This is a genomic window from Sphingomonas sp. GlSt437 (assembly GCF_048015635.2).
Lineage (GTDB): Bacteria > Pseudomonadota > Alphaproteobacteria > Sphingomonadales > Sphingomonadaceae > Sphingomonas.
Genome location: NZ_JBPGYA010000003.1, coordinates 257,217 through 269,996, shown reverse-complemented (window position 1 = coordinate 269,996; position 12,780 = coordinate 257,217). Strand labels below are relative to the sequence as shown.

The 12,780-nt window shown below is 65.5% G+C and carries 13 protein-coding genes; 5 read left to right on the top strand and 8 right to left on the bottom strand.

Annotation, left to right across the window (positions count from 1 at the left end; translation table 11 throughout):
* The first annotated feature begins 1 nt into the window (after position 1).
* Both ACLB0R_RS15305 and ACLB0R_RS15300 read left to right on the top strand, forming a co-directional pair.
* On the top strand, positions 2 to 1,183 hold the full coding sequence (locus ACLB0R_RS15305) for an RsmB/NOP family class I SAM-dependent RNA methyltransferase (RefSeq protein WP_416644211.1): 1,182 nt from the start codon (positions 2 to 4) through the stop codon (positions 1,181 to 1,183).
* Positions 1,184 to 1,212: 29 nt separating this feature from the next.
* Positions 1,213 to 1,710: a hypothetical protein gene (locus ACLB0R_RS15300; protein WP_416644210.1), complete on the top strand. Its 498-nt coding sequence runs from the start codon at positions 1,213 to 1,215 to the stop codon at positions 1,708 to 1,710.
* On the opposite strand, the gene rsmA is transcribed toward ACLB0R_RS15300, so the two are convergent.
* From rsmA to ACLB0R_RS15280, 4 genes are all read right to left on the bottom strand, one after another.
* A complete protein-coding gene (gene rsmA / locus ACLB0R_RS15295) occupies positions 1,694 to 2,518 on the bottom strand; it encodes a 16S rRNA (adenine(1518)-N(6)/adenine(1519)-N(6))-dimethyltransferase RsmA (RefSeq protein WP_416644209.1) in 825 nt (274 codons plus the stop codon). The two genes, ACLB0R_RS15300 and rsmA, sit on opposite strands and share 17 nt — an antisense overlap.
* A complete protein-coding gene (pdxA, locus tag ACLB0R_RS15290; RefSeq protein ID WP_416644373.1) occupies positions 2,515 to 3,522 on the bottom strand; it encodes a 4-hydroxythreonine-4-phosphate dehydrogenase PdxA in 1,008 nt (335 codons plus the stop codon). The genes rsmA and pdxA overlap by 4 nt, the downstream gene beginning before the upstream one ends.
* 38 nt (positions 3,523 to 3,560) lie before the next feature.
* Positions 3,561 to 4,913, bottom strand: coding sequence for a peptidylprolyl isomerase (locus ACLB0R_RS15285; RefSeq protein WP_416644372.1), 1,353 nt, complete (start codon positions 4,911 to 4,913; stop codon positions 3,561 to 3,563).
* A gap of 66 nt (positions 4,914 to 4,979) precedes the next feature.
* On the bottom strand, positions 4,980 to 7,244 hold the full coding sequence (locus ACLB0R_RS15280; protein ID WP_416644371.1) for an LPS-assembly protein LptD: 2,265 nt from the start codon (positions 7,242 to 7,244) through the stop codon (positions 4,980 to 4,982).
* Between the two features lie 190 nt (positions 7,245 to 7,434).
* Here ACLB0R_RS15280 and ACLB0R_RS15275 point away from each other — a divergent pair, with 190 nt between their 5' ends.
* The 3 genes from ACLB0R_RS15275 to ndk all read left to right on the top strand — a co-directional run bounded on the left by ACLB0R_RS15275 (position 7,435) and on the right by ndk (position 10,066).
* Positions 7,435 to 8,913, top strand: a complete 1,479-nt coding sequence (locus ACLB0R_RS15275; protein ID WP_416644208.1) for a leucyl aminopeptidase — start codon at positions 7,435 to 7,437, stop codon at positions 8,911 to 8,913.
* Between the two features lie 85 nt (positions 8,914 to 8,998).
* Positions 8,999 to 9,436: a DNA polymerase III subunit chi gene (locus ACLB0R_RS15270; RefSeq protein WP_416644207.1), complete on the top strand. Its 438-nt coding sequence runs from the start codon at positions 8,999 to 9,001 to the stop codon at positions 9,434 to 9,436.
* A 207-nt stretch (positions 9,437 to 9,643) separates the two neighbouring features.
* A complete protein-coding gene (ndk, locus tag ACLB0R_RS15265; RefSeq protein WP_416644206.1) occupies positions 9,644 to 10,066 on the top strand; it encodes a nucleoside-diphosphate kinase in 423 nt (140 codons plus the stop codon).
* 13 nt (positions 10,067 to 10,079) lie between these two features.
* Here the strand turns inward: ndk and ACLB0R_RS15260 are convergent, their stop codons facing one another.
* From ACLB0R_RS15260 to purM, 4 genes are read right to left on the bottom strand one after another with little or no spacing between them, the layout of a single operon-like run.
* Positions 10,080 to 10,664 (bottom strand): hypothetical protein, encoded by a 585-nt coding sequence (locus ACLB0R_RS15260; RefSeq protein ID WP_416644205.1) that lies wholly within the window; start codon positions 10,662 to 10,664, stop codon positions 10,080 to 10,082.
* Complete coding sequence (locus ACLB0R_RS15255; RefSeq protein ID WP_416644204.1) at positions 10,654 to 11,049, bottom strand: MmcQ/YjbR family DNA-binding protein; 396 nt, start codon at positions 11,047 to 11,049, stop codon at positions 10,654 to 10,656. The genes ACLB0R_RS15260 and ACLB0R_RS15255 overlap by 11 nt, the downstream gene beginning before the upstream one ends.
* Positions 11,046 to 11,627, bottom strand: a complete 582-nt coding sequence (purN, locus tag ACLB0R_RS15250) for a phosphoribosylglycinamide formyltransferase (RefSeq protein WP_416644203.1) — start codon at positions 11,625 to 11,627, stop codon at positions 11,046 to 11,048. Before purN ends, ACLB0R_RS15255 begins: the two co-directional genes overlap by 4 nt.
* Entirely contained in the window at positions 11,620 to 12,726 is a 1,107-nt protein-coding gene (purM, locus tag ACLB0R_RS15245; RefSeq protein ID WP_416644202.1) for a phosphoribosylformylglycinamidine cyclo-ligase, read from the bottom strand. The genes purN and purM overlap by 8 nt, the downstream gene beginning before the upstream one ends.
* Positions 12,727 to 12,780: the final 54 nt, after the last annotated feature.

Genomic DNA, 12,780 nt, shown 5'->3' with positions numbered 1-12,780 from the left:
GATGACTCCCGGCGCCCGCGCCCAGGCAGCGATCGACTTGCTCGATGCGATCATCGCGGCGGCACGCGATGGCGGTGCCGCGGCCGACACGCTGATCACCCGCTATTTCGCCACGCGACGTTATGCGGGATCGAAGGACCGCCGCGCGGTGCGTGACCTCGTCTATCGCGCAATCCGAACGCTTGGCGACCTGCCGGCCAGCGGGCGCGCGGCGCTGCTCGCGACGCTCGATCCGGCGGAGCGGGCGGCGTTGTTCACGGGCGAAGGGCACGCGCCCGCGCCGTTCGATCCCGATGAGCCGATTGCCGATCTCGGCGTCGCGCCGCGCTGGCTGACCGATCGGCTGCTCGCTTCCGAGCTCACCCTTGATGACCTCGCCGCAATGGCCGCCGATCGCGCGCCGCTCGACATTCGCGTCAACCGGTTGAAAACGACCGTCGATCAAGTGCTCGCCAAGCTCCGGGATATCAAGACCGAGACGGTGCCTGGCCTGCCCGACGCGCTGCGCTTGCCCGGCGGCACCGACGTCGCCGCATTGGCGGGCCTGGCCGAGGTCCAGGACGCCGGCAGCCAGTTCGTCACGCTCGCCACCGGCGCCGAGCCGGGCATGGCGATCATCGATCTATGCGCCGGCGGCGGCGGCAAGACGCTGGCGCTCGCGGCGATGATGGAAAATCGCGGGCACATCCTGGCGACCGATACCAATCGCGACCGCTTGTCGCGCCTCGCCCCCCGCGCGGAACGCGCCGGCGTGACGATCGCCGAAGTCCGGCTGCTCAACCCAGGCCAGGAAGCGTCGATGCTCGTCGATTGGCAGGCGCGCGCTGATCTCGTGCTGGTCGACGCGCCTTGTTCGGGCACCGGCACCTGGCGGCGCAACCCTGAGGCGCGCTGGCGGATCACGCCCGCCGAGCTTGGCCGGTTGGCCACGGCGCAGGCCCGGCTGCTCGACATCGCGGCGGCATTGGTGCGGCCCGGCGGCACGCTGGCCTATGTCGTCTGCTCGCTGCTCGACGAAGAGGGACCCGAGCGTGTGGCAGGCTTTCTGCAGCGCCATCCCGGCTGGCAAAGCCGCCCGATCGACCTGCCGCTTGGACAAGCGCGCGGCCCCGGGCTCCGCCTGACCCCGAAGCAGGAGTCGACAGACGGGTTTTTTGTCGCAACACTTGGTGCACCATGGTAGCACCCAAGGCCTTTAGTTTGGAGCAGTTCATGCGTTTCCTGCCCTTTGCTCTTGCCGGCGCCGCCGCGCTCGCTACCGTTGCGACCGCGATCGAGGCACAGCGCCCCGACGATCAGATCAACGCCAAATCGGTCGCGCTGCTGCAGGAAGGGAAAGCGCAGCTGGCCGCCGGGCAGCTCGAAGCAGCGACCGATACGCTCGAAACCGCGCTGGTCGCCGATCCGCGCAATCGCGGCGCTTATGTCGCTCTGGGTGATGTCGCCAGGGCGCGGGGCCTGCCGGGGCTTGCCTATCGCCATTATCGCGATGCGCTTGAGCTTGATCCCAATGACTTGGCGGCGTTGCGCGGCCAGGGTGAGGCGCTCGTTGCCAAGGGCGCGCTGATCAAGGCGCGCGATAATCTCGCCAAGATTCGCAAAGTGTGCCGCAACACTGCCTGCCCGGAAGCGACGCAGCTCGCCAACGCCATTGCCCACGCTGCCCCACAAGCTGCGATGGCAACGCCGACGGTCACTCCGAAGGACTGAGCACCCGCGCCAGCGCGACGAATTCGTCGACGCTGATCGTCTCCGCGCGCCGGGTCGCGTCGATGCCAATCTGCTCGATCGCAGCGATGGCGCCCGGAACGCTCTTCAGGCTTTGGCGCAGCATCTTGCGGCGCTGGCCAAAGGCAGCCGCGGTAAGGCGCTCAAGGATGGTGAAGTCGACCCCCGCCGGCTGAGCAGCAGGCATAAGATGGACGACGGCCGACATCACCTTGGGCGGTGGAGTGAAGGCGGAGCGATGCACCGTCATCGCGATCCGCGCGGTCGACCGCCATTGCGCGAGCACGGCGAGCCGGCCATAAGCGTCCTCGCCGGTCTTCGCGACGATACGATCGGCGACTTCGCGCTGGAACATCAGCGTCAGGCTTTGCCAGAAGGGCGGCCAATCGCCCGACAGCCAGCGAACGAGCAATGCGGTGCCGACATTATAGGGCAGATTCGAAACGATGTGGGGCGGCCGATCGAAATGGTCGCGCAGGTTGATTCCGAGCGCGTCGCCTTCGATGATGGTTAGCTGTCTAGGGAAAGCCTCGCTCAATTCGGCAAGCGCCGGCAGGCAGCGCCGGTCGCGCTCGACCGCTGTCACACGCGCACCGGCAAGCAGCAGCGCCCGCGTCAAGCCGCCCGGTCCTGGCCCGACTTCGAACACTTCAACATCGGTCAGATCGCCCGGCACGGCCGCGATGCGCGCCAGCAATTGGCCGTCGAGCAGGAAATTCTGCCCAAGCGCCTTGCTCGCGCTGAGCCCATGGCGCGCGATGACCTCGCGCAGCGGCGGCAGATCGGTCACGAGCCGCTGGCGGCGGTCTCGGCGCGATAGCGAGCCGCTTCGCTCGCCATGCGGATCGCGGCGATCGTCGCCTTGGCGCTCGCGACACCGCGCCCGGCAATATCGAACGCCGTGCCATGATCGGGCGAGGTGCGGACGATGGGGAGTCCCAGGGTGATGTTCACCCCCTCGTCAAAATACAGCGTCTTGAGCGGCACCAGCGCCTGATCGTGATAGCAGCACATCGCCACGTCATAACGCGCGCGGGCTTCGGTGTGGAACATCGTGTCGGCGGGAAAGGGGCCAGTCGCGTCGATGCCTTCGTCGCGCAGAAGGGCGATGGCGGGCGCCAGCACCTTTTCCTCCTCGCCGCCCAGTGCGCCGCGCTCGCCGGCATGGGGATTGAAGCCCGCAAAGGCCAGGCGTGGTTGCTCGATGCCGAAGGTGCGGCTCAATCCGCGGGCTGCGGCGCGCGCCTTGGCGAGCACCAGATCGACCGTCAGCAGCGCCGAAACCTCGGCGAGCGGGACGTGCACCGTCATCGGCACGACGCGCAGATCGGGACCGGCAAGCATCATCACGGCGTTATCGCGCGCGACGCCGCACCGCTCGGCAACGAACTCGGTCTGGCCGGGATAATCAAACCCGATCGCGTAGAGCTGGGCCTTCGACACCGGCCCCGTGACGAGCGCAAGGGCAGCGCCCGACCGCGCCAACCCACAAGCCATTTCCAGCGCGTGCAGCGCCATGCGCGCGCCATCCACGGTCGGGTTGCCAGGCGTTATGTCGCCGGGATGCTCGACCGCGAGGACCGGCAACGCGTTGCCGAAAATACTCTTGGCTTGGCCTGGATCGGTCACCAGAGCCACCGGACCTGCCCAGACGCGCTCGATCGCGCCGGGATCGCCAATCACGAAAAACGGAGCGAGTTGCGCTGCGTCGCGCGCCTCCCACGCCTTGGCGATGATCTCAGGACCGATCCCCGCCGGATCGCCCATGGCAATGACGATGGGCAGCTCAGGCATGGCCATGATCGGCGCTCCTCGAGCGAATGCGCGGGAGATCAGCGATATTCGATAATCGCGTCGCGCCGCAAATCGCGCAGCTTGTGCTCGGCACGCAGGTTGAGCGCCTGCTGCTCCATCTGATTGCGCACCTGCTCCATGCCGGGCAACTGACCGTCCTGCGGGTCCGTGCGACCGCACAGCACGAGGCTGCGCACGCCATCGGAAGGCGAACCGAATGGCGGCGAGCTCTCACCGACCTGCAGCTTGGTCATCATATCCTGCAGCGGCGCCGGCAGATCGCGAACCTTGACCGCGTCATTGTCGACGACTTCCGCCCCGATCGAGGACGCGACCTTGGTAACATCGCCACAGCCGTGAATGCCTTGCAGCGCCTTGGCAAAATCGGCGACCTTGGCGGTAGCCTGGGCCTGGGTGATCCCGGTCGGGAACGGCAGCGACACCTGGCGCAGGCTGAGGACCGCATCGCGCGGATCGGCGGTCAGCACTTTGCGCTTGTCCGCGAGGAACAGGATCGAAAAACCGCCGGGCGATTCGATCGGCCCGGCAATCTGGTTGATATCCATCGATGCCGCGGCCTGCGACAGCGCTTCAGGCAGTGCCGACGGCTTCACCCAACCAAGATCGCCACCGACCGACTTGGTCGATGCGTCGGACCGGGTTGCTGCGACTTCCTCAAACTGGCGCTTGCCTTGTTGAATCTGCTCCATCAGCGCGCGCGCTTCGGCGAACACCTGCTGAGTATTGGCCGGCGTCGATTGCAGATAGATTTCCTTGACGTGGAACTCGGTCGATCCTTTCGCCGCTTCCAGGCGAGCGAGGATCGCCTTCACCTCGTCGTCGCTGACGTTGACGAACGGATCGATGCGCTTGTGAAGGTAGCGGTTCCAGTACAGCTCGGCCTCGACCTGGCGGCGCAGCGATTTTTCCGACGAGCCGATCTCGCGAAGATAACCGCGAAGTTCCTGCGGCGTTTTCTGGAAGTTGCGCGAAATCTTGGCGATTGCCTGATCGACTTCGGCGCCCTCGACTTTGATCTCGTGCGCTTTGGCTTCCTGCACCTGCAGCGTCTCATCGATCAGCACTGAAAGAACGCGCAGGCGAAGCTGTTGCAGCTCTTCCGCACTTGGCTTCACGTTATTCGCATTCAGCGCAAGCGCCAGTCGCTGGTCGATGTCGGTTCCGGTGATGACGGAGTCGTTGACGATCGCAGTCGGCTTGCGGACATTGGGGTCGACCTTGCCGAACAGCTGCAAATTGGCCGGAATGTTGAGGCCGGTATCGGGCACGCTGTTGTCCGGCACGGCTTGCGCGAGCGCCGCGCCGGCAATGGCGGTGCTGCCCAGCAGCGCCAGCACGCGGCCGATACGGCCCGTCAGCATCGAAATCATCGTCACGTTGGGAAGACTTCCTTAAAATGGTGGCGGCTTGATGGCAGCGCCGGTCTGAACGAAAGCTTAGCGGCCAAGATTCTTGAACGCCAGCGTCAACAGGAAGCTGTTGCCGCGCCGCGCGTCGCCAGTGTCCTGATAATCGCGCTTCCACGTCACGCCGAGCCGCAGGCAATCATCTTCATAAGCAAAGCCGATGCGATGGCGGATCGGCGTGAACCCGTTGGACGTCGTCAGCGGGTCTTCATTCTTGCCGGTGAGATCGACGACCGCCGAGCCGAAAACCGACCAGAAGCGGGTAAAGGCGATGCGGCCGCCAACCCGCGCTTCCTCACGGTCGCGAAGATCTTCGAGCGAGGTCGTAATATTGCGGTTGAGGCGAAGATACCCCAGCAACAAATAGGTATCACGCGAGCCCACCGTCGCGTCGATTTCGTTGCGCCGGATCACGAAGTTGGTTCGGTCGATCCGGTAGCGATGAACGACAGAGAGGAAATCCTTGTAACGCACCTCGGTGCGGCCGACGATGTCAGATACCCGGCCCGAAAAGCCCGTACCGACCGGCACGATAGTCGATTGGCTGCTCAGGCGCACGCTTTGCCCGACCGTCGCGTCGATCGAGAGGTCGGGGACATTCAATGCCCATTCAAGCCCGTAAGTAACGCGCGAGCTGTCCTCGAACCGATCATATCCCGGGAAGCGATTGAGCGCGAACAGGTTCGAATCTTCGAGATCGACAGCGCGCGCGTCTTCATTCGGCACCGAGAGATTGGCGAGGCGGGGAGCGGCGACGAACTGAATGCGCGGTGTCAGCCGTTGGGTGCCGCCGAACAACGCGCCGACGAACGGCCACTTCACGTCAAAGGCGAGCGCGCCGATGAACCGACCCTGCACGCCATCCTTGCCGCGATAATCGATCACGCTTGTCGCCGCCGTGTCGCCGGCATGATAGAGATCGCCGCGACCATAAGCCGTCAGCGAGACTTCCTGGCCCCAGGCGGTAATGCGGCGCAGCACCCATTCCGCGCTCACAAAAGCGCGCTGCGTGTCTTGCCCGGCGGAGCGATCGATCGCGAGCGTATTCAGCTGGAGCGTCAGCACCGCGCCCGAAAGCCCGCCGCCGAAGCGCCGCCGATAATCGATTTCGGGCAGCGCGAACGGCTGCAAGCCCTGGCGGTCGCCGACCCGGAGCGTCTGCACCGCCCAGCCCGCGATCGAGAAATAGCTGTTCGCGCCGATCCGCTCGACATTGACCGTATCGCGCAGGATGTCGTCGCGCGAAATGTCGTAGCGGCGAAGGAAAGTGCGGTCGGTAGTGAGCCGCAGCGACGTTGATACGCTCCACTCCGGGCTCAATTGAAAGCGCCCCGCGACATCCAAATAACCGCGGAACACATTGCCGCCGGTCGTGCTGAGCGCGCCGGTCGAATCGGTGCGGCGGCTCGACGTGCCAAGCACCTGGATACGATAAGCGCCGAGCTCGGTCAGCGCCTGATAGTCGATGCCCAGCAAGGGCAGCGCGTTCGAATAGAAACGCGGCGTAACCGTCAGCCCGCGATTGGGCGCGATGTGGAAATAATAGGGCAGCGCAAGTTCGAAGCCGTTGACGCGGCTATACTGCGCATTGGGAGTCAGCAGACCCGTCTGCGCACCCAGGCCGACAGGATTGGAAAAAGCCGGGAGCGGGATCGTCGGCAGACCGAACAGGTAGAATCGCCCACCCTTGTAATAGATTCGGTGGCGGTCGGGATTATAGACGACGCGCAACGCGGTGATGTGCCAGCTTGGCTGCTTGGCGCAATTGCTCGAATCGAGCACGCTGCACGGCGTATAGGCAGCCTCGTCGAGCGTGATGATGCCATTCTCGCGTGTGCCCTTGTTCGCCGCGAGCCTGCCACCTTTGTCGAGCACGACCAGGATGTTGTCGACAACGCCGTCCTTCAGCGTGTCGGTCAGCTCGACTGCCGAGCCATAAGCCGCGTCACCACCGGGATTGGTGACGACGACATCGCCGTTCGCCACCACTTGGCCGGTCTTGCGGTTCCAGGTGACGGTATCGGCACGCAGTCGTTCGCCGTCGCGTCGCATGCGAACGTCGCCGGTTGCGGTAACGATATCGGTCTTGCTGTCATAATCGAGCGAATCGGCGCTGAACGTCACCTCGCGCGATTGCTCGTCATCACTGTTCGCATCCGGAGCGGGCGATCCGGCAGGGGTGGGGGCAGGCGCCGGGAGCGGCGCGGTCGCGGCGCTATCCTGCGCGAATGCTGGCGCAGCGGCGGCGAGAAGCGCGGGGAACGCGGCCGAGAGTAAAAGCCGATGCCGCGTCACTTTACCCAACCGTCCCCTTGTACGCGTCGCGCTGTGCGATCGGCTGGCCCTATCGCATTGGGGCCCGTGCGCGCAATCCTTTGCCGGGCAGCGGGCGCGACGGCGCGGAAATCCGGACATTTTGCCAGCGCCGCCAAGCTGGCCTAAGGGGACAGCATATCACCACAATCGTGTGCGTATCGGAGTTTTCATGGACATACAATTTGCCGCCGCTCGCCCCGCAGATGTCGCGGTTCTCGCGCTGCCGGTGGAAAAGGACGGGCTCGACCGGCTGACCTTGGGCGGGTTTGACGATGGCGCGCGCGATCTCGTGCTCAACGCAGCCGCTGCGCATCGGTTCGAAGGCGAAGTGGGCAGCATGGCGGAGGCTTTCGTCAAGTTGGGCAGCGCCGTGGTCCAAGTTGTACTGGTCGGCGTGGGTGCTGGCAGCGAGGCCGATTATGAGCGGGCAGGCGGAGCGCTTGCAGCGCGATTCCTGACGTCGGGCCGTACATCGGTCGCGGTGGACTTCGGCGCGCTGCCTGGGGCGCCGACGGCCAAGGCGGCAGCGCGTCTCGCCGCTGGTGCGGTCCAGCGCGGCTGGCGCATCGACACCTATCGCACCAAGCTGACCGCCAAGCAGAAGCCGAGCCTGACAACGCTGACTTTGGTCGCCGCGCCCGAGGGCACGCCCGCCGCTTGGGCCGCGCAATCAGCGGTGTCGGACGGTCTTGCGTTGACGCGCACCTTGGTCTCCGAGCCGCCGAACATCATTTACCCGGTGAGCTTCGTCGAGCGCGTCCGTGAGGACCTGGCCGGGCTCGGCATCGACATCACCGTGCTCGGCGAGGACGAGATGCGTGCGCTCGGCATGGGGGCGCTGCTCGGTGTGTCGCAAGGCTCGGTCCGCGAAGGCCAATTGCTGGTGCTCAACTGGCGCGGTCGCGGCAATGGCGACACCGAGCTGGCGCTGGTCGGCAAGGGCGTGACCTTCGACACCGGCGGCATCTCGCTGAAGCCCGGGCCCGGCATGGAAGACATGAAGTGGGACATGGGCGGCGCGGGCGCCGTCGCCGGCGCGATGAAAGCGCTGGCGCTACGCAAGGCCAAGGCGAACGTCGTCGGCATTTGCGGCCTCGTCGAGAACATGCCTGATGGCAACGCCCAACGCCCCGGCGACATCGTCACCTCGATGTCGGGCCAGACGATCGAAATCCTCAACACCGATGCCGAAGGGCGGCTGGTGCTGTGCGACGCGCTGACCTGGGTGCAAAAAAATTATCAGCCCAAGACGATCGTCGATCTGGCGACACTCACCGGCGCGATGATCATCAGCCTGGGCAACGAGCATGGCGGGCTGTTCGCCAATGATGACAGCCTGGCCGATCAGCTGCTTTCCGCCGGCAAGGCGACGGGTGACTTGCTGTGGCGCTTCCCGCTGGCGGATGCGTACAACAAGCTGATCGACAGCCCGATTGCCGACATGAAGAATGTCGGGCCACGCGGTGCCGGCTCAATCACCGCCGCGCAATTCCTGCAGCGCTTCATCGACAAGGGCGTGCGCTGGGCGCATCTCGACATCGCAGGCATGGTCTGGGCCGACAAGCCCGGCGCGACCTGGGACAAGGGCGCGACCGGCTTCGGCGTGCGGCTGCTTGACCGGTTCGTCGCGGATAATTTCGAGGGTTAGCTTTTCAGTCGTCGCCCCAGCGCAAGCTGGGGCCGCAGGCGGCTTGAGACCCCAGCTTGCGCTGGGGTGACGAGCGGAGAAAAACGTGCAGGTCGATTTCTACCACCTGGCCGTCCGCCCGCTCGACCGCGTGCTGCCGCGTATCGCCGAGCGCGTTTTAGCGAGCGGGGAGCGCTTGCTTGTCGTGTCGGCCGAAGCGGCGCAGCGAGAGGCGCTCGACAAGGCCCTGTGGACGTACACGCCCGACAGTTTCCTGCCGCACGCTCAGGCCGGAGCAGGGGATGACGCGCGTCAGCCGGTGCTGATCGCAGGTGACACGGGCGCCGTGAATAGCGCGCAAGCGATCGCACTGGCGGACGGCATCTGGCGCGATGAAGCGCTCGCCTTTGGCCGCGCCTTCCACTTCTTCGACGATGACCGCATTGCCGAGGCGCGGGCCGCGTGGCGCAGCCTGGCCGACAAGCCCGATGTCGCCCGGCGATACTGGAAGCAGACGGCAAGCGGCTGGGAGCAGGCGGCCTAACCTTTTCGACTTCCCCGGCGAAGGCCGGGGCCCAGTTTCACAGCGAGTACGACTGGGCCCCGGCGTTCGCCGGGGAAGGTCAATATCGTGCGATCACAATCCGCGCCACCGCACCTGACACCCCGCACTTGCCGGCGCTCCGTCGCGCGGCTAAAGGCGCGCCGACCCGATCCCTTTCCTCTCCTAAACACAGGACCCGCACCAGCCATGGCCGCGACGCGCACTTTCTCGATCATCAAGCCCGATGCCACTCGCCGCAACCTGACCGGCGCGGTCACCAAGATGCTGGAGGAAGCCGGCCTGCGCGTCGTCGCGTCCAAGCGCATCCAGATGACGCGCGAGCAGGCCGAGGGCTTTTACGCCGTCCACCGCGAGCGGCCGTTCTTCAACGATCTCGTAGCCTTCATGGTCTCGGGCCCGGTCGTCGTTCAGGTGCTGGAAGGCGAGAACGCCGTGCAGCGCAACCGCGACATCATGGGCGCGACCAACCCGGCCAATGCCGAGCCCGGCACGATCCGCAAGGAGCTGGCCGAGTCGATCGAAGCCAATTCGGTGCATGGCTCGGATTCGGACGAGAATGCCGCGATCGAGATCGCCTATTTCTTCAAGCCGGAAGAAATCGTCGGCTGATCGGAGGGCGGGCTCAGCGTGAGCCCGCCACTGCAGACTTCCACAAAACATCCGCCCGCGCCGGGGTAGCATCCTTGCGCTGGCGGAGCACCATGCCGGTCAGCCGGAGGGCGTGGCCACGCAGTAGCCGCGCTTCCGATCGCCACATCACGTCATAAATCGCCGCGTCGCTGACGTCGTTGTCACCATCCCAGTAATGCGCGGTGATGACAACGGGCAGGCGGCCTTGGCGCGCGCCGCTCTTGTCGGCGGCGGCGAGCACGGCATCGGCAATCCAGTCCGCGCGGAGTTCCAGCGTACCGCTGACGGTGTGCGGCGCGACCCCGAGCGACGGCGGAAAGGCGATGCTGAGCGATTGCGTCGGGTGTTGGGCATCGCTCAGCGCCAGCACTTCGCCACCATGGCGTGGCGTTGCGGTGAGGAAAACAGCGCTATGCGCGCGCGTTTCGGCGGCCTTCTGCGCCTCATCGGTGCGGCGATCGGCATAGCTGTTCCACAGCGCCAGCGCCGAGACGATCAACCCCGCGACCGCAACCCCTTCGCCGAGCGTAATCCAGCGCCGGCGGATCGCTGCGGCTTCGGCGGCATCATCGTTCATCGACTTGCTCCAACAAACCGCGCGGCGCGACCATTTCCCAGCTCATCCGCACCCGATCGGCGACGCGATCCCAATCGGTGTCGGCCCAATCGGTGTCAGGCTGATCCAGCCGCAGCCCGATCCAGCCGCTCGACCCAAGATAGGGCGGAATGAAATAGAAATCAGGGTCCATCTCGACGAGCATCGCCTGCTCTTCGCGCCCGCTCGTCTTCACATGCACGCAGGTCATGCCGTCGCCATGATGGTTATGCCAGAAATAGGCGAAGAACTTGCCTTTCGTGATGAAAAACCCCGGCGATCCATGCGACAGCCGCTCATCGGCGCGGGGCAGCGCCAGAGCAATTGCCCGGACGCGATCGAGCGCGGCGAGCGCCTCAGGGGTCATCGCCGGCAAAAGGCGCGGAGCACGCGCGGATAGAGTTCGTGCTCGGCAATCAGCACCCGGTTGGCCAATGTCTCGACATCCTCGCCGGGCATGATCGCGACCGGCGTCTGGCCAAGCACCGGTCCATCATCGAGCTTGGCCGTCACAAGATGAACCGAGCAGCCGGTGTGGCTTTCGCCATCGATCATTGCGCGCGCATGGGTGCGCAGCCCCTTATATTTAGGCAGCAGCGACGGGTGGATGTTGAGGATGCGGCCTTCCCATTGCTCGACGAATTTGGCGCTGAGAATGCGCATGAAGCCGGCGAGCACGACGACATCGATCTTTGCATGAACAAGCAGGCGGTTCGTTTCGACCTCGAAAGCCACCTTGTCGGTCGACGTGGGCGTGAAGACGGGCACATCCTCTGCCCGCGCAACGTGCAGCCCGCCGGCATCGGCGATGTCGCTGATCGCCATCACGATCTCATAGGGGCAATCCGGATCGCGCGACGCGAACAGCAAAGCGGCGAAATTGCTGCCCCGCCCGGAGAGCAGCACCGCTACCCTTGCCTTGGGCAGGACGCGATCTTCAGCCATGGTGCGTGGCCGACCAAGGAGCGCGAGCACTCCAGGCTTCCGGCGAGCCGCTGACCGTGCAGCCGCGCTCGCCGGCGGCGATATGGCCGATGGTGTGGACTGTTTCGCCAGCTTCGCCGAGCGCAGCGGCAACGGCTTGTGCCTGCGCTTCGTCGACGATTACCGCTATGCCGATGCCGCAATTGAACGTCCGCGCCATTTCGCCCGGCTCGATCGCTCCTTGGGCTTGGAGGAAGGCCATCAGCCGAGGCTGCTCCCAGCGATCCGCCTCAATCATCGCATGGCACCCCTCGGGCAGCACGCGCGGGATATTTTCGAGCAGCCCACCGCCCGTAATGTGCGCTAACCCCTTGATCCGGCGCTCACGGACGAGCGGCAACAGGCTCTTCACATAGATTCGCGTCGGCGCCATCAGCGCATCGATCAGCAGCGTGTCGAGATCGAACAGGGCGGGGCGGTCGAGCCGCCAGCCTTTGTCGGCCGCGAGCCGGCGGACGAGCGAAAAGCCATTGGAATGCACCCCCGACGACGCCAGCCCAAGCACGACATCGCCGGGCGCGATGGTCGCGCCGGTCAGCACCCGGTCGCGCTCGACCGCGCCAACGCAGAAACCGGCAAGATCATAATCGCCGGCCGCATACATCCCCGGCATTTCCGCCGTCTCACCGCCGATCAGCGCGCAGCCGGCGACGCGGCACCCTTCCGCGATGCTGGCGACGACCTTCTCGGCGATGGCGGGGTCGAGCTTGCCGGTCGCGTAATAATCGAGAAAGAACAGCGGCTCGGCGCCTTGCACGATCAAGTCGTTGGCGCACATCGCGACGAGGTCGATGCCGACGCCGTCATGCCGGTCCCAATCGATCGCGAGCTTGAGCTTGGTGCCGACGCCATCATTCGCCGCGACCAGCAGCGGATCGACGAACCCGGCGGCGCGCAGATCGAAAAAGCCACCAAATCCGCCAAGATCGGCATCCGCACCCGGCCGCCGTGTCGCGCGCGCGAGCGGCGCAATCGCACGGACAAGCGCATTGCCCGCCGCGATCGAAACGCCTGCCTGAGCATAGGTGTAACCGGCGCTGTCGCCTTTTGTGTCGTCCATCACTCGCGCCCTAGCCACATCGCGCTTGGATTTCCACGCCTGCTTCGCCAAAAG

Excerpts from the sequence above, each read along its gene's own strand:
- ACLB0R_RS15305 (WP_416644211.1), top strand. The coding sequence starts at position 2 with ATGACTCCCGGCGCCCGCGCCCAGGCAGCGATCGACTTGCTCGATGCG.
- ACLB0R_RS15300 (WP_416644210.1), top strand. The coding sequence starts at position 1,213 with ATGCGTTTCCTGCCCTTTGCTCTTGCCGGCGCCGCCGCGCTCGCTACC.
- pdxA (WP_416644373.1), bottom strand. The coding sequence starts at position 3,522 with ATGCCTGAGCTGCCCATCGTCATTGCCATGGGCGATCCGGCGGGGATC.
- ACLB0R_RS15285 (WP_416644372.1), bottom strand. The coding sequence starts at position 4,913 with ATGATTTCGATGCTGACGGGCCGTATCGGCCGCGTGCTGGCGCTGCTG.
- ACLB0R_RS15275 (WP_416644208.1), top strand. The coding sequence starts at position 7,435 with ATGGACATACAATTTGCCGCCGCTCGCCCCGCAGATGTCGCGGTTCTC.
- ndk (WP_416644206.1), top strand. The coding sequence starts at position 9,644 with ATGGCCGCGACGCGCACTTTCTCGATCATCAAGCCCGATGCCACTCGC.
- ACLB0R_RS15260 (WP_416644205.1), bottom strand. The coding sequence starts at position 10,664 with ATGAACGATGATGCCGCCGAAGCCGCAGCGATCCGCCGGCGCTGGATT.
- ACLB0R_RS15255 (WP_416644204.1), bottom strand. The coding sequence starts at position 11,049 with ATGACCCCTGAGGCGCTCGCCGCGCTCGATCGCGTCCGGGCAATTGCT.
- purN (WP_416644203.1), bottom strand. The coding sequence starts at position 11,627 with ATGGCTGAAGATCGCGTCCTGCCCAAGGCAAGGGTAGCGGTGCTGCTC.
- purM (WP_416644202.1), bottom strand. The coding sequence starts at position 12,726 with ATGGACGACACAAAAGGCGACAGCGCCGGTTACACCTATGCTCAGGCA.